General features: G+C 65.0%; 16 protein-coding genes and 1 pseudogene. 6 read left to right on the top strand and 11 right to left on the bottom strand.

Going from position 1 to position 17,803, the window contains the following annotated elements; all coding sequences use genetic code 11:
• Nucleotides 1-354: 354 nt before the first annotated feature.
• The 6 genes and pseudogenes from SK1NUM_RS04780 to glmS form a co-directional block, all read right to left on the bottom strand.
• The gene (locus tag SK1NUM_RS04780) at nt 355-771 is read right to left on the bottom strand and encodes an integrase core domain-containing protein (protein WP_212325990.1); all 417 of its coding nucleotides are present in this window, start codon (nt 769-771) and stop codon (nt 355-357) included.
• A pseudogene (locus SK1NUM_RS04775) lies at nt 768-1,097 on the bottom strand (IS3 family transposase); the annotation flags it as partial. The gene SK1NUM_RS04780 and the pseudogene SK1NUM_RS04775, both read right to left, overlap by 4 nt.
• A gap of 314 nt (nt 1,098-1,411) precedes the next feature.
• Nucleotides 1,412-1,534, bottom strand: a complete 123-nt coding sequence (locus SK1NUM_RS15425; protein ID WP_212325988.1) for a transposase — start codon at nt 1,532-1,534, stop codon at nt 1,412-1,414.
• A gap of 197 nt (nt 1,535-1,731) precedes the next feature.
• Nucleotides 1,732-2,541 (bottom strand): ADP-dependent NAD(P)H-hydrate dehydratase, encoded by an 810-nt coding sequence (locus SK1NUM_RS04765; RefSeq protein WP_212325986.1) that lies wholly within the window; start codon nt 2,539-2,541, stop codon nt 1,732-1,734.
• The gene (locus tag SK1NUM_RS04760) at nt 2,538-2,888 is read right to left on the bottom strand and encodes a holo-ACP synthase (RefSeq protein WP_212325984.1); all 351 of its coding nucleotides are present in this window, start codon (nt 2,886-2,888) and stop codon (nt 2,538-2,540) included. The genes SK1NUM_RS04765 and SK1NUM_RS04760 overlap by 4 nt, the downstream gene beginning before the upstream one ends.
• Before the next feature lie 29 nt (nt 2,889-2,917).
• Nucleotides 2,918-4,747, bottom strand: coding sequence for a glutamine--fructose-6-phosphate transaminase (isomerizing) (gene glmS, locus SK1NUM_RS04755; RefSeq protein ID WP_212327506.1), 1,830 nt, complete (start codon nt 4,745-4,747; stop codon nt 2,918-2,920).
• Between the two features lie 126 nt (nt 4,748-4,873).
• On the opposite strand from glmS, the gene SK1NUM_RS04750 reads away from it, so the two are divergent.
• The 3 genes from SK1NUM_RS04750 (at nt 4,874) to coaA (ending at nt 8,701) form a co-directional block, all read left to right on the top strand.
• A complete protein-coding gene (locus tag SK1NUM_RS04750) occupies nt 4,874-6,937 on the top strand; it encodes an NAD(+) synthase (RefSeq protein ID WP_212325982.1) in 2,064 nt (687 codons plus the stop codon).
• Between the two features lie 72 nt (nt 6,938-7,009).
• The gene (locus SK1NUM_RS04745) at nt 7,010-7,597 is read left to right on the top strand and encodes a cysteine hydrolase family protein (RefSeq protein ID WP_212325980.1); all 588 of its coding nucleotides are present in this window, start codon (nt 7,010-7,012) and stop codon (nt 7,595-7,597) included.
• 171 nt (nt 7,598-7,768) lie between these two features.
• Nucleotides 7,769-8,701: a type I pantothenate kinase gene (gene coaA, locus SK1NUM_RS04740; protein WP_212325978.1), complete on the top strand. Its 933-nt coding sequence runs from the start codon at nt 7,769-7,771 to the stop codon at nt 8,699-8,701.
• Between the two features lie 12 nt (nt 8,702-8,713).
• Here coaA and glmM read toward each other — a convergent pair whose 3' ends face one another.
• The 3 genes from glmM to rplM form a co-directional block, all read right to left on the bottom strand.
• Nucleotides 8,714-10,066: a phosphoglucosamine mutase gene (gene glmM, locus SK1NUM_RS04735; RefSeq protein WP_212325976.1), complete on the bottom strand. Its 1,353-nt coding sequence runs from the start codon at nt 10,064-10,066 to the stop codon at nt 8,714-8,716.
• A 326-nt stretch (nt 10,067-10,392) separates the two neighbouring features.
• Nucleotides 10,393-10,920 (bottom strand): 30S ribosomal protein S9, encoded by a 528-nt coding sequence (gene rpsI / locus SK1NUM_RS04730; protein ID WP_212325974.1) that lies wholly within the window; start codon nt 10,918-10,920, stop codon nt 10,393-10,395.
• Between the two features lie 14 nt (nt 10,921-10,934).
• On the bottom strand, nt 10,935-11,378 hold the full coding sequence (gene rplM, locus SK1NUM_RS04725) for a 50S ribosomal protein L13 (RefSeq protein ID WP_212325972.1): 444 nt from the start codon (nt 11,376-11,378) through the stop codon (nt 10,935-10,937).
• 387 nt (nt 11,379-11,765) lie between these two features.
• Here rplM and SK1NUM_RS04720 point away from each other — a divergent pair, with 387 nt between their 5' ends.
• The 3 genes from SK1NUM_RS04720 (at nt 11,766) to SK1NUM_RS04710 (ending at nt 15,670) form a co-directional block, all read left to right on the top strand.
• Nucleotides 11,766-13,727 carry a serine hydrolase domain-containing protein gene (locus SK1NUM_RS04720; RefSeq protein WP_212325970.1) on the top strand — a complete coding sequence of 654 codons (1,962 nt, stop codon included), beginning with the start codon at nt 11,766-11,768 and terminating at the stop codon, nt 13,725-13,727.
• A gap of 183 nt (nt 13,728-13,910) precedes the next feature.
• On the top strand, nt 13,911-15,026 hold the full coding sequence (locus SK1NUM_RS04715; protein ID WP_212325968.1) for a sensor histidine kinase: 1,116 nt from the start codon (nt 13,911-13,913) through the stop codon (nt 15,024-15,026).
• A complete protein-coding gene (locus SK1NUM_RS04710) occupies nt 15,023-15,670 on the top strand; it encodes a response regulator (RefSeq protein WP_212325966.1) in 648 nt (215 codons plus the stop codon). The genes SK1NUM_RS04715 and SK1NUM_RS04710 overlap by 4 nt, the downstream gene beginning before the upstream one ends.
• 178 nt (nt 15,671-15,848) lie before the next feature.
• Here SK1NUM_RS04710 and SK1NUM_RS04705 read toward each other — a convergent pair whose 3' ends face one another.
• Both SK1NUM_RS04705 and SK1NUM_RS04700 read right to left on the bottom strand, forming a co-directional pair.
• Nucleotides 15,849-16,307: a methylated-DNA--[protein]-cysteine S-methyltransferase gene (locus tag SK1NUM_RS04705; RefSeq protein ID WP_223927816.1), complete on the bottom strand. Its 459-nt coding sequence runs from the start codon at nt 16,305-16,307 to the stop codon at nt 15,849-15,851.
• Nucleotides 16,292-17,749, bottom strand: coding sequence for a DNA-3-methyladenine glycosylase 2 family protein (locus SK1NUM_RS04700; protein ID WP_212325964.1), 1,458 nt, complete (start codon nt 17,747-17,749; stop codon nt 16,292-16,294). Before SK1NUM_RS04700 ends, SK1NUM_RS04705 begins: the two co-directional genes overlap by 16 nt.
• Nucleotides 17,750-17,803: the final 54 nt, after the last annotated feature.

The following is a 17,803-nucleotide window of genomic DNA, read 5'->3' as shown; positions in this document are numbered from 1 at the left end:
TGGGCGTCTGCGCATAGGTCGAGGATTCCACTGGCATCAGGGTTTTGTGCTGGCATTTTCAGGTGATGGTTTGTTTTCGCACCCGGTTATCTCAAAAGAGCAAGCTGGACTGCTATGGGTTTTGTGGACACTTGTGAAAAATGGGTTTTCAGGCTGGAATCTGGGTTTCAGTCCACTCTTGATGGACATGGTTGGGGGTTTTGTACCCGAGTGCGAAGTGACGTCTTTTCTGATTGTATCGCAACTCGATCCAGGATGTCACATCCTTGATATAGCCCTCTTAAAACAAAACCTGCCGTCTTGAATGCACTGGAGTGCTATGGGTTTTGTGGACACTACTGAAAAATGGGATTTCTAGGCTGCTTTCTGGTGTTGGCTCCATTCTTGGTGGACGTGGTTGGGGGTTCGGTACCCTAACGCCGAGTGGAGTCGTTTCTGATTGTAGCGTAACTCGATCCAGGCTGTCACATCCTTTATGGCGTGTTTCCGTGTTGGGTAGATCTTCCGGTTCACTACCTCCTTCTTGCAGGTGGCATTAAATGATTCTGCTGCGGCATTGTCGTAACACGACCCAGTTCTACCTACCGAGGCACGGATACCATATGTGTTCATGATTTCCGCGTAATCAGCTGAGGTGTATTGCGAACCACGATCCGAATGGAAGACGGTTTCACCTCGGGTTACTGGGCAATTTCTGACTGCCATGTGTAAAGCCTCGGCAACAAGCCGGGTGCGCATATTCCCAGTGATCGCATAACCGATGATCTTCATCTCGGGTAGCAATCCATGACGGTTGCTAGATAAGTGAATCCTTCCCAGGTGGGGATGTAGGTGATATCGCCTACCCATTTCTGCCCTGGTTTGTTGGCGGTAAAATTCCTTTTCACCAGATCCGGGCGGTGGTGAAGATCCTGGGCCGGGATGGTGGTACGGACCCGTTTCCGGGGCTGACAGGCCACCAAGCCAGCCCGGTGCATGAGCTGACGCACCAGCTCTGGGCTCGCGTGGATTCCCCGTTCAACCAGAGCTGCGTGGATACGTCGATACCCGTAGGTTTGCTCAGACTCGTGGAAGAAATGCGTAATTAAAATAGTGAGTTCTTCCCGGCGTTTCTGCGTCTCGGATAAGCCCTGATTCCGCCACCTTGTGGTAGCCGGAACGAGATACGCTGGCCCAGCGGCACATCAGATACACAGGATAGCTGCCTTCCTCGCGGAGGTATATAAACACATTCTTCGCTGCTACCGGGATTCCTGCGCGAAGAAGGCCGCCGCTTTATCTCTGAACTCGAACCCTCCGTCTTCGCTTCACCCAGCCTCGGCCTGCAAGCGTTTGATGTTCCGCCACCTGATCCGACGAGGCTTCTACCATACCTGGGTCGGGATGCTGCTTCCGCCATATTCTCACCCAGTTACCCACAGTTCGCCGGAACCAGATTGTAGGACTTCGCCACTTCCGCTATCGGCCGAGACCCCTCAAGAACCTCCGCGATGATTTGTTCTTTAAACTCTTTACTAAATTTCGAAGCCGGCATAGTACAGATTTTACCTCACATGTTCGAATAAACTCAGGTTTTTCACCACTGTCCACGAAACGCCGGGCACTCCACACCAAACCCTTTCCACATGGGCCTAAAAATCAGGGAAACGAGGCTTATTCATGGGGTTTCGAAAACAACGAAACCCCATGTCAGAGCCCGGTTGCTAGCAGCTGTGGATTAGTCTCCAGGTTTTAGAGGAGGGTATTTCTGAGTCGGTCAGGTTGTATGGTCTGCGCCAGGACTTCGGGAAACCGCCGAGCCTGGGCATCGGGTGTGTGTGGCCCCGGGAAAAGCGACGCCGTCAATGCCTGGAGGCTGGCTCCCAGCAGACCTGCTCGCCACGCAGGCAGGCCTGCCGCGAGAAGCGTGCCGCAGGCCCCGGCCAGCACGTCCCCCGAACCGGCCTGGGCGGTCCAGGCCGGCCCCGGGATCGCGAGCCGCACCTCCCCATCCGGGGTGGCCAGAGGCTGCATCGCGCCCTTCAGCAGCACCGCGCACCCGAATGCACGGGCAGCCTCACGGGCTGCGGCAACAGGGTCCGCCTCCACCTCGGCCCGACGCATGGACAGCATACGGGCGAGTTCCCCAGCGTGGGGGGTCAGCAGCGACTCCGGGGGCAGGTGCGCCGGGAGCAGCTGCAGGGCATCCGCGTCGACCAGCAGGGGAACGCCCCGGCTCACAGCCCCGGACAGCCGCGCCTCGGCATCCGGGCGCTGCCCCCAGCCCGATCCGACCACCAGGGCTTGAACCTGACCAGGGACCAGAACGACGCTGGGGAACCTGCCCAAGATCAGATCACGGGGCGCTGTGCCGAGGTATCGCGCCATGCCGGGTCCGGCGCCCAGCGCCCCCGCGATGCTCAGCAACGCTGCCCCCGGGTAGTCCTCGGAGCCAGTGTCAATGCCAACCACACCGCGGGTGTATTTGTGGCTGTCGGCCCCGGGGACCGGCCACCAGGCCGCCAGGTCCTCGGCGGTCACCTGCGTCACTGCCCTGGTCATGACTCACACACCACCATCGCGGTGGCGAACCCACCGTCGTGCGAGATGCTCAGGTGAACGCCACCGATCCCCAGGGCGGCGGCGCGCTCCGCAACCGTGCCGGACAATCGGAAGGACGGCGCCCCGGCGGCGGAGGTGACCACCTCTGCGTCCAGCCAGCGCAGCCCACCAGGACTGCCGAGGGCTTTGGCGAGGGCCTCCTTCGCCGCGAACCGCGCGGCCTGCGACTGGACGGGAAGCGCCCGCTCGGTCTCCGTGAGCAACCGCTCCGCCAGGCGGGGCCGCCGGGCCAGCATGGCCTCAAACCTCGCGACGACACACAGGTCTGTGCCGATGCCAACGATCATGCGCCCAGCCTATGGCGTAGCACCGGGGGTTACTCGACGGTCACCGACTTCGCCAGGTTGCGTGGCTGGTCGACGTCGTGACCCCGGAGGGTCGCGATCTCGCAGGCGAACAGCTGCAGCGGCAGGATGGCGGGCAGCGGCTGGAGCAGCGTGGAGACGCTCGGCAGCTCGATGAAGTGGTCGGCGTGGGCCCGTGCGGCCGCGTCGCCTGCCTCCGCCAGCACGATGGTGCGAGCGCCCCGGGCACGCACCTCCGCGATGTTCGAGATCACCTTGTCCCGCAGCTGGTCGCGGCTGTATGGCGGCACCACGACGAACACCGGCAGGCCCTTGCTGATCAGGGCGATCGGACCATGCTTCAGCTCACCGGCAGCGAAGCCCTCCGCATGGATATAGGCCAGCTCCTTGAGCTTCAGTGCCCCCTCAAGGGCGACGGGGTAGCCGACGTGACGGCCGAGGAACAGGATGGACGGGTTGTCCTTCAGCTGGGCGGCGAGCTCCAGCACCGACTGCTGGGCGTCCAGGACCCGTTGCAGTTCAGCGGGCATCCGCTCCAGCTCCGCGAGGACCCCGCCGATCTCGTCGGAGTACTTGGTGCCGCGCACCTGCGCCAGGTAGAGGCCGAGCAGATAACAGGCGATGAGCTGAGTGGTGAACCCCTTCGTGGAGGCGACCCCGATCTCAGGCCCAGCGTGGGTGTAGATGACCGCGTCGGACTCGCGCGGGATGGTCGCGCCGTTGGTGTTGCAGATCGCCACCACCTTGGCGTGCTGCTCCCGGGCATGCCGGATGGCCATCAGGGTGTCGGCGGTCTCGCCGGACTGGGAGATGGTCACCACCAGGGTGGTGGGGTCGATGATGGGGTCGCGGTAGCGGAACTCGCTGGCCAGGTCGACCTCGCAGGGAATGCGGGTCCAGTGCTCGATGGCGTATTTCGCGACGAGCCCCGCGTAGAAGGCGGTGCCGCAGGCGACGATGACAATCTTGTTCACCAGCCGCAGCTCCTCGGGGCTGATGCGGATCTCATCCAGGACGATCTCACCGAGCTCGTTGGTGCGCCCCAGCAGGGTGTCGGCCACGGCCCGGGGCTGCTCGAAGATTTCCTTGCGCATGAACCAGTCGTAGCCCTGCTTCTGGGCGGCGCTCAGGTCCCAGTCGACGTGGAACTCGCGGGTGGTGGCCGGGGTGCCGTCGAAGTTTGTCACGACCACGCCGTCCCGGGTCAGCTCGACGACCTGGTCCTGCCCCAGCTCAATGGCATCGCGGGTGTGCTCGATGAATGCGGCGACATCAGAGGCGAGGAAGCACTCGCCGTCGCCGATCCCGACCACGAGTGGCGAGTTGCGGCGGGCCGCGACGATCTTGTCGGGCTCGTCGGCGCTGACCGCGACCAGCGTGAATGCCCCCTCCAGGCGGGTGACCACCGCCCGCATCGCGTCGACCAGGCTGGCCCCGGCGACAACCTCGCGGTTCAGCAGCTGAGCTGCCACCTCGGTGTCGGTCTCCGAGGTGAACTCGGCGCCCAGCCCCTCCCTGAGGGCCGCGTGGTTCTCGAGGATACCGTTGTGCACCACGGCGATGCGGCCCGCGACGTGCGGATGCGAGTTCACGTCCGTGGGCGCCCCATGGGTGGCCCAGCGGGTATGGCCGATGGCGGTGCCTGACTCCGGCAGCGGGTCAGCCTCGATGGCCGCCACCAGATTGGCGATCTTTCCCGCCTTCTTGCGGGTGTAGAGTTCCCCTCCGGCGACGACGGCGATGCCCGCCGAATCGTAGCCGCGGTACTCGAGCCGACGTAGTCCGTCGATGACAACCTGCCGCCCATCGCGGCTTCCGAGGTATCCAACAATTCCACACACGTTGGCAAACTGTACATCAAAAATGCTCACTTCTTGACTTGAGAATTCTGTGACTTGTCTCGAAGAGACGTCGGCGCTGATGGCAGCTGTCTCTATGCCTCCCGCATGGACCTCTATGCTTCCCGCATGGACTTCTTCAATGTCTACGCCCAGGGTTTCGCCCGGGTGGCGGCCGCCACGCTGCCCGTCGCCGACTTCGATCCGGCAGCCAATGCGGAACGCACACTTCAGGTGGTGCGCGAGGCCCATGAACGTGGCGTCGCGGTGGTGGCCTTCCCGGAGCTGGGAATCAGCGGCTACGCCATCGATGACCTGCTGCTGACCGACTCACTGCTAGACGCTGTCCTGGACGCGGTGGTTCAGCTGTGCCGGGGAACCGCGGACTACCGGCCGCTGATCGCCGTCGGGGCTCCGGTCGCGCTGGGCAACCGCCTGTACAACTGCGCCGTGGTGATCCAGCACGGCCGGGTGCTGGGTATCGTCCCGAAGTCCTACCTGCCCAACTACCGGGAGTTCTACGAGAAACGCCATTTCGCGGCGGGTATGAACGATCTGCCGCTGACCGTCGGCATCCCCGGCTGGGGAGAGCTGATCCCCGTCGGCAACGACCTGATATTCACCGCCACCGACGTCCCCGGCCTCAAGGTGCACGCCGAGGTCTGCGAGGACATGTGGGTGCCGGTGCCGCCCAGCCACCTCGCTGCCCTGTCCGGGGCGACTGTGCTGCTGAACCTGTCGGCCTCCCCCATCACGATCGCGAGGGCGGCGGACCGGCGGGCGCTGGCCGCCTCCACCTCACAGCGCTGCCTGGCAGCCCATGTCTATGCGGCCGCGATGTTCGGGGAGTCCACCACGGACCTGTCGTGGGACGGGCAGACGATGATCCACGAACTCGGCTCCCTCCTGGCGGAAGGCGAGCGTTTCCCGGACTCAGCCCAGCTGACGGTCGCGGACGTGGACCTGGACCGCATCCGGCAGGAAAGGCTGCGCCAGGGCTCCTTCGACGACAACCGCCAAGGCCTGGACGCCCCGATGCCGCACGCCACCATCGAGTTCACCCTCGGCCCCCCATCCGGGGACCTGGGCCTGGAGCGCCCCATCGACCGCTTCCCCTTCGTCCCCGACGATCCCAGCCGCCTGGAGCAGGACTGCTACGAGGGCTACAACATCCAGGTCTCGGGCCTGGAACGGCGCATGCTGGCCATCGGCGGAGGAGACGCGGCACGCGCCCCGCGCCTATGCATCGGGGTCTCCGGAGGCCTGGACTCCACCCACGCGCTGATCGTCGCCGCGAAGGCGTGCGACCGCCTGGGCCTACCGCGCACCCACATCCTGGCCTGGACCATGCCGGGTTTCGCGACGACGGACCACACCCGCAACAACGCCCAGGCTCTCTCAGAGGCCCTCGGGGTAACCTTCGAGACCGTCGACATCCGGCCGATGGCCACGCAGATGCTGACGGACCTCGGCCATCCCTATGCGGAGGGCGAGGAGACCTACGACATCACCTTCGAGAACGTCCAGGCCGGCATCCGCTACGACTTCCTGTTCCGCGCCGCCAATCATCATGGCGGCATTGTCGTCGGTACAGGCGATTTGTCGGAGCTGGCCCTTGGCTGGTGCACCTTCGGCGTCGGTGATCACATGAGCCACTACAACGTGAACGCCGGGGTGCCGAAGACCCTCATCCAGCACCTGATCCGCTGGGTGGTCTCCTCCGGTCAGTTCGACGAGGAGGTGAACCAGGTGCTGGCCTCGGTGCTCGACACCGAGATCAGCCCAGAGCTGATTCCCGCGAAACCAGGCGAGGCGCCACAGTCCACCCAGGCGGCCATCGGTCCCTACGAACTGCAGGATTTCACCCTCTACCATCTGCTGCGGCATGGCCTGCGGCCCCGGAAGATCGCGTTCCTGGCCCACCACGCCTGGCATGACGCGGCGGCCGGCAGTTGGCCGGCGGGCCATCCCACCGGGGAGCGCCGCTCCTACGACCTGGCGGCGATCCGCCGCTGGCTGGAGACCTTCGTGCGCCGCTTCACGACGAACCAGTTCAAGCGCAGCACCCTCCCGAACGGCCCCAAGGTGGTACCCGGCGGCTCCCTGTCACCACGCGGCGACTGGCGGATGCCCTCCGACGTCGGCCCCCGCATCTGGCTGGATGAGATCGCCCGCGATGTCCCCACTGCCTAGCCACGCCTTGCGGACGACAATGCCCGGCATCGGTGAGGCCTACATGCCTGGTGCCAGTGGGATCATGGGCGCATGACGAACCTGTTCAAGCAGCCAGCCCTCGTCGTCGTTGATGTGCAGCGGTCCTTTGACGATGCGGACTACTGGGGCGTGCGCGACAACCCTGAATGCGAGGCCAACATCGGCAGGCTGATCACCCTGTGGCGCGAGCTTGGCCGGCCGCTGGTGTTCGTCCAGCACGATTCCACCGATCCGCGCTCGTCACTTCATCCGGATTCCCCAGGACATGAGTTCAAGGACGTGGTGACCGGCGCGCCTGACCTGCTGGTCCGCAAGCAGGTCAACTCCAGCTTCTACGGCACCCCCAGCCTTGACGCATGGCTCAAGGACCAGGACATCACCCAGGTTGTTATCTGCGGCATCACCACGAACCACTGCTGCGAGACAACAGCCCGGATGGCGGGAAATCTCGGGTATGACACGTACTTCGTCATCGACGCGACCCACACGTTCAACCGCACCGCCCTGGACGGGACGAACGTGTCTGCGGAGACCCTGTCCTTGATCACCGCGGCGAACCTGCATGAGGAGTTCGCCACCGTCGTGACCACCAGCCAGCTGGTGACACTCGCTGAGAGCTCAGCTCCTCCCGCTGAATGACGTCCCGGTGCACGACGCCAGGAACCTCGGGAGCAGCCACAGACTGTCCGGCAACCGGGGCGTGGAACCTGCTAATTCTCGCTGGGCGAGGTGCCAGCGACACGGTCAGACCAGCTTCGCGACACCCTGCTAGCATTTCCCCGGTATGGCCTACCCCGACGGAGAGATGAAGTGTCCCGACCCTACGTGGTATTGCGGCGCGGCGCGTGGGCCTCGCTGGCAAACAACACCCAGATCGATCTCGACGAGGCAACCCTTGCCCGGCTGCGTGGCCTCGGCGACCCAACCTCAGCCGAGGACGTCGCCGAGATCTACCGCCCCCTGACCCAGCTGCTGCACCTGTATATCGCGAACGCCGGGCAGCTGTGTGACAGCTCGAACCGCTTCCTGAAGCTGAAGGTGCGCCGCACGCCGTTCGTGATCGGCGTCGCCGGGTCGGTGGCGGTCGGGAAGTCGACGACGGCCCGCCTGCTGCAAGAGCTGCTACGCCGTGCCCCCGGCAAACCGAAGGTGGACCTGATCACCACCGACGGCTTCCTGCTGCCTACCGCGGAGCTGGAGAAGCGGGGCCTGATGGACCGCAAGGGCTTCCCGGAGTCCTACGACCGCCGGGCGCTGCTGCAGTTCGTCATCGATGTCAAGTCCGGGGAGCCGCGCGTGACCGCCCCCGTGTACAGCCACAAGATCTACGACATCATCCCGGGTGAGCGGGCAGTGATCGAGAACCCGGACATCCTGATAGTCGAGGGGCTCAATGTGTTGCTGCCCGCCCGGGTCGATGCGCAGGGACGCTCCGGAGCCGCGATCAGTGACTTCTTCGATTTCTCGGTGTACGTGGACGCCGACGAGGCAGACATCAAACGCTGGTTCCTGGACCGTTTCATGGTGCTGCGCGACACCGCCTTCCGGGACCCGGAGAGCTTCTTCAAACGCTTCACCCAGCTGAGCCGCGCGGAGGCCCTGCAGTTCGGCAGCCACGTGTGGGACACCATCAACGGCCCGAATCTGCGAGAGAACATCGTCACCACCCGGGACCGGGCCACCGCGGTTCTCCGCAAGGGCCCGGACCACCGGGTTCAGACGATCGCCATCCGGAAGGTGTGAGTCTCTCGCCGCTCAGATGGCCAGACGCGCCTTCACGAGCGCGGCCAGGCGCTCGGCGATCTCGCGGGCCTGGGCGTCAGTCGGGGCCTCGACCATGACACGCACCACCGGCTCGGTGCCGGAGGGACGCAACAGGACTCGTCCTGTGGTGCCGAGCTCGTGGCTGGCGTCGGAGACCGCCGAGGTGATCTCGGTGTCGATGCCGGCGCGGAGCTTGTCCACACCCCGGACGTTGATGATCACCTGCGGCAGCTTCGTCATTACCGAGGCCAGCTCCTTCAGGGACTTGCCCGTGGTCGCTACCCGCTTGGCCAGGTGCAGGCCCGTCAGCACACCATCGCCGGTGGTGGCGAACTCATTCATGATGACGTGCCCGGACTGCTCCCCGCCGAGGGAGAAGCCGTTGGCGCTCATGGACTCCAGCACATAGCGGTCGCCGACCTTGGTCTGGTCGATCTGGATGTCATGCTCGGCGAGCGCCAGTTTCAGCCCGAGGTTGCTCATCACCGTCGCGACGACCGTGTTGGAGGCCAGGCGGTGGTCCTCTTGAAGTGCCAAAGCGAGGATCGCCAGGATCTGGTCGCCATCGACGAGGCTCCCCTCGTGGTCGACGGCGAGGCAGCGGTCGGCGTCGCCATCGAACGCCAGGCCGAGATCCGCGGACGAGGAGACGACAGCCTTCTGCAGATCCTCGGGATGGGTGGAGCCACAACCGGCATTGATGTTGATCCCGTCCGGGGACGCGTGGATGGCGGTCACAGACGCCCCGGCCGCCTCGAAGGCCGCGATGGCGGTCTCGTAGGAGGCACCGTTGGCACAGTCGAGGACGACGGTCAGGCCCGCGAGGGGTTTGTCGGCGCGCAACGACTTCACCAGATGCTCCACGTAGGAGTCGACGGCCTGATGCTGATCAACAATACGCCCGACCTTGTCGCCGACGGGACGCTGCCACGACTCCCCCATCCGCTGCTCGATGGCGTCCTCGAGGTCGTCATCGAGTTTCACGCCGCCGCGGGCGAAGAACTTGATGCCGTTGTCCGGCATGTCATTGTGGGAGGCCGAGATCATCACGCCGAGATCCGTGCGGTACTCGCCCACCAGGTAGGCGGCTGCGGGCGTGGGGACCACGCCCACCCTCAGCACGTCCACGCCTGCGCTGGCCAGCCCGGCGCAGACCGCGGCCTCCAGGAACTCCCCCGAGGCGCGTGGGTCGCGTGCCACGAGGGCCGTCGGCTGGCGCCGCCCGAACACCCCGGCCTCGCCGAGGGTATGGGCAGCCGCCACCGACAGGTTGAGAGCCAGTTCAGCGGTCAGTTCCTGATTCGCGACGCCTCGCACGCCGTCAGTTCCGAAGAGTCGAGCCATGGGAGCAAGCTTAGGGGGTAAGGAATCTACGTGCCGCCCCAGCGGTCCACACGCTCCGGCCGCGAGGGACCAGCTGTCCCAGCGAAGACCCACGCACCCATCACAGCTGCGGCCCGCGACCTGGGGACTCGCCGGTCAGTCCCGTTTCCATTTGCGGATCTCAGCAGCGAGTTCCTCATGGAGGAATAGCTCTCCAAGAAAGTCCCCTCCCCGATGGATGTCTTCCATCAGTTTTTCCGCCGGAGCGCTCCGCTCGCCCGGCGCTCAGAGGAGGACGCAGGAGGGCTCCCACCGGGGTGGGAGCCCTCCTGACTGGCGTGTGAGAATCAGCGTTTGGAGTACTGCGGGGCCTTTCGGGCCTTTTTGAGGCCGGCCTTCTTGCGTTCCTTGACGCGAGCGTCGCGGGTCAGCATGCCGGCCTTCTTCAGGGCTGGGCGGCTGGCCTCAGCGTCGACCTCGTTCAGGGCCCGGGCGATACCGAGACGCAGCGCCCCGGCCTGGCCGGTGACGCCGCCGCCGTCGATGCGGGCGATGACATCGTAGGAGCCCGTCACCCCGGCCGTCGCGAATGGGTCCGAGACCAGCTGCTGGTGCACCTTGTTCGGGAAGTAGTCCTCCAGGGTGCGGCCGTTGATGGTCCACTGACCGGAGCCCGGGATGATACGGACGCGGGCGATGGCCTCCTTGCGGCGGCCCGTGGCGGCTCCCGGCGCGATGACGGCGGGCCGGGCGGTCTCGCTGGACGCGGCCCCGGGGGTGGAGTCGGAGCGGTAGGCGATCTCGCGGTCCTGCTCGTCGACGAACGGCTTGATCTCGTCGGCGGTCTCCTCGACCGCGGTGGTGGTCTCAGTCATCGAACTTCCTAAGCTCACTGGGCAATCTGGGTGATCTCGAAGGGCTGCGGCTTCTGCGCGGCATGCGGGTGCTCCGGGCCGGAGTACACCTTGAGCTTGCCGATGAGCTGGCGGCTCAGCTTGTTCTTGGGCAACATCCCCCAAACGGCGCGCTCCACCGCCTTGCGGGGATCCTTCTCCAGCAGCTCGCCGATGGAGACAGCCTTGAGGCCACCGGGGCGTCCGGAGTGGGAGTAGCGCATGTCATCGGTGCGCTTGTTGCCGGTGAGTGCGATCTTGGAAGCGTTGACGACGATCACGAAGTCACCACCGTCGATGTGCGGCGCGTAGGTCGGCTTGTGCTTGCCGCGAAGCAGCGTGGCGACCTGAGTGGCCAGACGTCCGAGAACGACGTCTTCAGCATCGATCACATGCCAGTTCCGGGCGATCTCGCCAGGCTTTGGGGTGTACGTGGACACAGCAACTTCCATTCGTTATCAAACACTTGAGAGGTCGCACACGCGCAGCCGCTCGACCTGTTGGATCGACGGCACGGCGCGCAACAGCTACCTATCCTATGCGCGGCGAGCGGCCGCGGTCAAAAACCACCCAGGCTCCGCTGCTATGAAGCGGTTCCAGGACCTCGCCCACCTGCATGAATCCCCGGTCTGCTTGTCTGAGGCTCGCAACGGCCGGGCGCAAAGCTCTTCAACTCGGTCACCTGGGAATGGGAAGGCGCGAAAGAACCGTCGTGAACAACGTCTCTGCCGTCGATGGTCGTAACTCCAGTGGCGTCGATAGTCGTCATCCAAGTTCCTTCTTACGACTCTGGTGGCCCGGCAGGCCGTGCCGGAAGGCTGGAACACATGTCACAAACACTTCCACGACGCCTGATGGCAGCCATCTTCATCGCAGTACTGGCCCTGCTCAGCGCATGCAGCAGCCCGCCCACGAGCCCACCACCACCAGTGACCCCACCAACCGGGGCACATGAGCTCACCAAGACCGACATCGATGCCTGGCTCGACGGGAAGCTCACCGATGCCCTCGACAATGGCGACTTCCCCGGTTCCATGGTTGTGGTGGTCAAGGACGGCGAGATCCTCACCAGCCGAGGCTATGGCCACGCCACCATCGGCACCGATGCCAGCACTCAGGTGCCGGTGGACCCTGAAACCACTGTGTTCCGCTGGGGATCGATCTCGAAGATCCCCACCTCCATCGCCGCGATGCAACTCGTCGAACAGGGCAAACTCGACCTCGACACCGACATCGCCACCTACACCGATGTCCCGGTCAAGAAACACCACAGTGAACCAATCACACTGCGCCACCTGCTCACCCACACCGCAGGTTTCGAGGGAAGTCTCAACACTGGCAGCCCTGATCTCCAGCACATGCCGCTGGCCGACTACGTCAGATACAACCCACCCGTCTCCGTGTACCGCCCAGGCACCACCCCCGGCTACTCCAACTACGGCATCGCCCTCGCTGGATATCTCGTCGAAAAGGCCAGTGGGCAACCCTTCCAGGACTACCTCCGCGAGCACGTCCTCGCCCCAGCCGGAATGACCACCGCAACCTTCGAACAGCCTCTACCCGACGGCATGACCAGCCAGTTGGCAGACGGCTACTCCCTCGACGGTGATCCTGTGCCCTTCGACGCCATGCCGGACAGCCCAGCGGGTGCGCTGAGCGGTTCCGGGGCCGATGCCGCCGCCTTCATGCTCGCCCAGCTGAACCGCTCACCCCATCTCCTCAGCGCTCAGGGCTGGGAACAGATGTGGACCCCCGCTCTGACCGAGGACACACTGGGCAACCTCGCCAACTCCCCCCGCACGGGGCTCGGCTACTTCACCGGCACTCGCAACGGCCACCGGTTCGTCGCGCACAGCGGGGACCTGACTGGTTACCACTCCGAGTTCGAGATCTACCCCGACTCCCGGGTCGGCATCTTCCTCTCGGTCAACGGTGATGGCAACGCCTCGGCAGGCCTCGGCACGCACTTGAGAGCCGACCTCACCGAAGGCTTCGCCGACCGTTACTTCCCAACCGACAGAGTCGAGACCCCCCACCTGGAAGGCTCCGCCGAACGCGCCCACCAGGTCGCAGGCGTCTACTTTTCAAGCCAGTCGGTTCACACCACGTGGTTCTCCGCCTGGAGCACACTCGTCTCATCCAGCACCATCCAGGTGTTGGACAACGGCAACCTGCTCTACCGCGACAAACGCGACAAAGCAGACAAGGAATACGTGGAAGTCGCGCCCTGGATCTGGAAGGACCCGCACACCGACGCCACCCTCACCGCCCGAGTTGTCGACGGCAAGGTCGAGGCCGTCGGCGTTGGACCAGGACCAGCATCGGCTCTGCTCCCCGTCACCCCCACACAACAGGCCCTCCTCCCGGTGTTCATCGCCAGCCTTGCAGCTCTTGCCTTGGTTCTGGGGGCATGGCTCATAGGCGCCATCACGCGCCTTGTCCAGAACCGCCGCGGTCAATCCGTCCCAGGCCTACCCTGGCCGGCCCGGATCGCCCGACTCGGCGCAGTGAGCGCCGCCACCGCCCTCACCGGATGGTGCAGCGTCTTCATGGCCGTGATGGGTAGCAACTTCGACCTGCTCGAAAACACACTCCTGCGCACCATCCAGGTGCTCCAATGGGCAGGAATCGCCGCCATCATCCCCGCAGCCCTCGACTTCATCACCACCATCAAGACCAGAGCTGGGTGGAAACGCACCACCATGGCAGCTCTCCTCCTGGCGGCGCTCCTGGCCACCTGCTGGTGGGCCATCACCGGCAACGCCATCAACCCCAACCTCGGATTGTGAGACGAGAGGATGCGCGGACAGATGGGGTCATCACGAGAATTGTCATGGTGCCGTCCTGGCAAGACGAACGACGAAGATCGCACTGGACCGTGCGCTCAAGGAGACCAACGCTGCCAGGAAGGCACCAGGATAACCGCAGTAGATCTCACCTTTCTGCGCGCCATCCACGGCAGATTATCCATCATGGTCCGACAAGGTGACGTGCTACTGGCCCTGGGAATCGCTGCGTTACCATTGCTCATCAGCCTCCTGACGGGTCTCCCCACGGCTCCCCTCGCTCCTGGAGCATGGGAGACCGCGGTGGTGCTCATGGCCCTGGGGGGACTGGCGCTGATCTGGTGGCGCAAGCACCCCTTGCTGGTCCAAGGAATCATCTTCCTTCTTGCCATCCCCTTCGTGTGGCTCTTTCCGGATGATCTGTCTGGCTCAGGCATCGCCCAACCGGTGATCTCGTTCTGTCTCGGACTCCGGCTGCCCCTGCCCCGGGCAACAGTTTTGCTGACCGGTCTGGCCTCAGTCATGGCGCTCATCACGATTCTGGTGAAGCAGCCGGACTGGCCCACCGGCACCACAGTGGTGATTGTCTATTTCCTCAACTTCGTGGTGCCCATGCTCGGCGGAGCCATGCTGGCCAGCCGGACACGACACGAGCAGGCCGTCAGGCGACTGGAGAGTGAGGAAAACGAGAAGCGACTGGCGATGACCCTCTTTGAGGAGAGGCGACGTCTGGCAGGCGAACTTCACGACGTCGCAGCCCACCACCTGGCCGGTCTGGTGGTGCAGGCAGCCGCGCTCGAACAACTGATCGACCGGGACCCCGCCCAAGCCAGAGACACGGCGAGACAACTGCGCGGCCTGGGGAAGGAGGCCCTGGCCGGGCTGCGTTCAGTAGTGAAACTGCTGCGCCACGACAACCCGCAACAAGGGTTGCGCGACATCCCCGAACTCATCGATACCACACGCGCACTGGGAGTGCCCATCACCTTGCGCCTAGCCCAGGCACCCACGCTGCCCCCACTGAGCGATACCGCCGCGTACCGGATCGTCCAGCAGGCCATCAGCAATGCCATCCAACACGCTCCCGGTGCCACGATCCACGTCGAGATCGATGCTGAGGGGCTCCGGGTTGGCAATGGGCCGGGACACGGTGAAATCGGCCTCGGCAGCGGCGGCGTTGGCCTGGAGGTGATGCGGGAACGTGCCGCCGCCATCGGAGCTGCATTCGATGCCGGGCCCACAAGTACTGGCGGATGGCTGGTGCGGCTGACCTGGCCACAAGTGAGCGAGGAGGAGACATGATCTCTGTGGTGCTGGTGGATGATCAGGCCGTGGTGCGCACCGGGTTCAAGATGCTGCTGGAGGCCGAGCCCGACATCCAGGTGGTCGGTGAGGCCTCCGACGGCCGTCAAGCCGTGCAGGTCGTGGCCAGAACAAACCCGGATGTGGTGTGCATGGATCTGCGGATGCCCGCCGGGGACGGCCTGGAGGCCACGCACCGCATTGTTACCGAGCGGCAGAGGGAGACGCCTGCCGTGTTGGTGGTGACCACCTTCGACATGGACACCGACGTGTTCGGAGCCCTGGAGGCCGGAGCCGACGGATTCATCCTCAAGGACTGTGAGCCTGAGGAACTGGTGACTGCGGTACGGCGCCTGGCCGCAGGTTTCGGCTTGATGGATCAGGCAGTCACGAAACGGGTGATCGCCGAGTTTGCCCGCAGGCAGGCCACGATCCCCAGCACCGAGGCCACCCAGCTCCTCACCCCTCGTGAGCAGGAGATCATCACGCTGCTTGCCCGTGGCATGTCGAATGCGGAGATCGCGAGCGAGCTGATGGTGGAGGTCAGTACCGTGAAGTCCCATCTGACCAGGCTGCTGCCCAAGATCGGGGCCAGGGACCGGGTGCAGGCCGTCATCTGGGCCCATCGCCACGGTCTGACCTGACACAGCGGCTACGAACTTGCAGGTTGCTCTCCGTCGGGCGCTGGGCATCCAGCGCCCGGCAGCCGAGACGCCTGAAGGATTCGCTGCCAACCATCGCCAAGGTCTCGACACTGTTCCTGCTCAAGCTCCGGAACCGGCTCGACCAACCGAAGGCGGACACTTCGCTCCCTCGTCCCTTTCAGGCATGATGACGCTCGAAATCCAGCAGGGCCTGCTTGACCGGCAATCCATAGGCATAGCCGCCTAGGCTGCCATCGCTGCGAAGCACGCGATGGCAAGGCACGACGAGAGGAATCTGGTTGCGTGCGCAGGCGGCACCCACAGCCCGGACGGCCTTGGGACGCCCAGCCAGGGCCGCAAGCCCGGCATAGGAGAGGGTCGTCCCGCCAGGGATCCTGCGCATCTCCTCCCAGACTCGCTGGAAGAACTCGCTGCCCGGCTGGCGCACGGCCAGCTCGTCCAATGCCGTCACATCGCCGGCCGCATAGGCAGCCAGCGCGGCTCGGACTGGGTGATCCTGTGGCGCTGGTGACAGCTGCCCCAGCGCATCGCCCTGCCAGGCCTTCACCAGCACCTCGTCCTCCACGATGAAGGCCCACCGGCCACCCGGTAGCTCCATGGTCAGTTCTTGCTGCACAGATAACTCGCCTCCGTCCACAAATGCATCACAGCGTAAGCACGCCAGGGCCGCCAGCTCTCGGCCCGGGCGCGTACCTCGCGCCCGCCCGCTACCCCGAGAGCGCGCCGTAAGACCAGGTCACCAGCAGGACAGGCGTCGGGATCGCCCAGGGCCCGCATGGCGATGAACTCCGCGGTCCACTCTCCCACCCCCTTGACCGCGAGCAGCCGACGGCGGACCTCACTCCGGTCCGCCTGCCCGTCCAACCGCAGGCCGGCCGCCAACAAGGCAGCCACCGCGTGCAGGGTCGCCGCTTTGGTCCGGGTCAGCCGTAGCTCTGCCCGGAATCTATCGGGCCCCATCCCGGCCAGCACATCCGGAGCAGGCGGGATAGTCCATCCAGCACCCAGTTCAGGCGCAGCCTTCCCGTAGGTGGAGACCATGCGCGCAGCCGCGGTCTTGGCGGCGGCCAGAGAAATCTGTTGCCCCAGGACGGTGAACAAGGCGAATTCCCCGCCATCGACGGCCCCCGGTATCCGCAGCCCGGGCCGTGCGGCAATCAGCTTTCCCACAGCGGGATCAGTTCCCAGCAACGCCTGCGCTGGCTGCGGGTCGGCATCGAGGGCCAGCCACCGCCGGACAACCGTCAGGGTTTCAGTCAGTGCCGACAGCCCCGGCAGGTTCACCTCAAGGTGGCCGCGCAGATCGACCGCCACTGTCGCAGTCCCCGCACCAGTTGTGATCAGGCGCTCTATGCGGTCCCCCACCGCCCGTTCCACACCAGGGACGATGTGGGCGGCCAGCGCAGCGCGCATCGCATCACCCGCAGCCGCCCCAGGACTAGGTATCCGCAACACCAGGCGGCACCGTCCGCCATCGTGGCGCTCCACCGCCGACGCACGTCGCAGCCGGGACGGAGCAGCACCGAACTCGGCCCGCATCACGGCATTGAACTGACGGACGCTCCCGAAACCCGCGGCGAACGCGATATCTGCCAGCTGCCAGCCGGTTTGATCCATCAGCGCCCGGGCAGTGTGGGCTCGCCGGCTTTGCGCCAGCTGCTGGGCGGTAGCGCCGACCTCCGCGACCAGCACCCGGTTCAGATGCCGCTGGCTGACACCCAGCCGCTTGGACATCGAGGCGATACCACGCTCATCGGCCTCACCATCGCGAATGGCCCGGATCGCGCATGCTGCCAGGTCTGCACGGTCGTCCCATCCCTTCATCCCAGGAAGCCGGTCGGGACGGCAGCGTCTGCACGCCCGGAAGCCAGCCGCCACGGCTGCGGCCGCGCTGGCGAGAAAACGACAGTTCTCCCGCCGGGGCAGCCTGGCAGGACACGATGGGCGGCAGTAGATACCGGTGGAGGTCACCGCAAGCACGAAATGCCCATCCCACGCCTGGTCACGACCGGAACATGCCCGGTAGCAGGCGTCTTCGTCAAGAGGCAGCAGACTCACCCTCCCAAGTCTGCCCGCGGCATAGGCATGATCTCTGGCGGGATCTGGACATGG

Origin of the sequence: Arachnia rubra, assembly GCF_019973735.1 — a bacterium.
GTDB classification, from domain to species: Bacteria; Actinomycetota; Actinomycetes; order Propionibacteriales; family Propionibacteriaceae; genus Arachnia; species Arachnia rubra.
The sequence above is the reverse complement of the archived record's forward strand: the minus strand, read 5'-3'. Positions and strand labels throughout refer to the sequence as shown.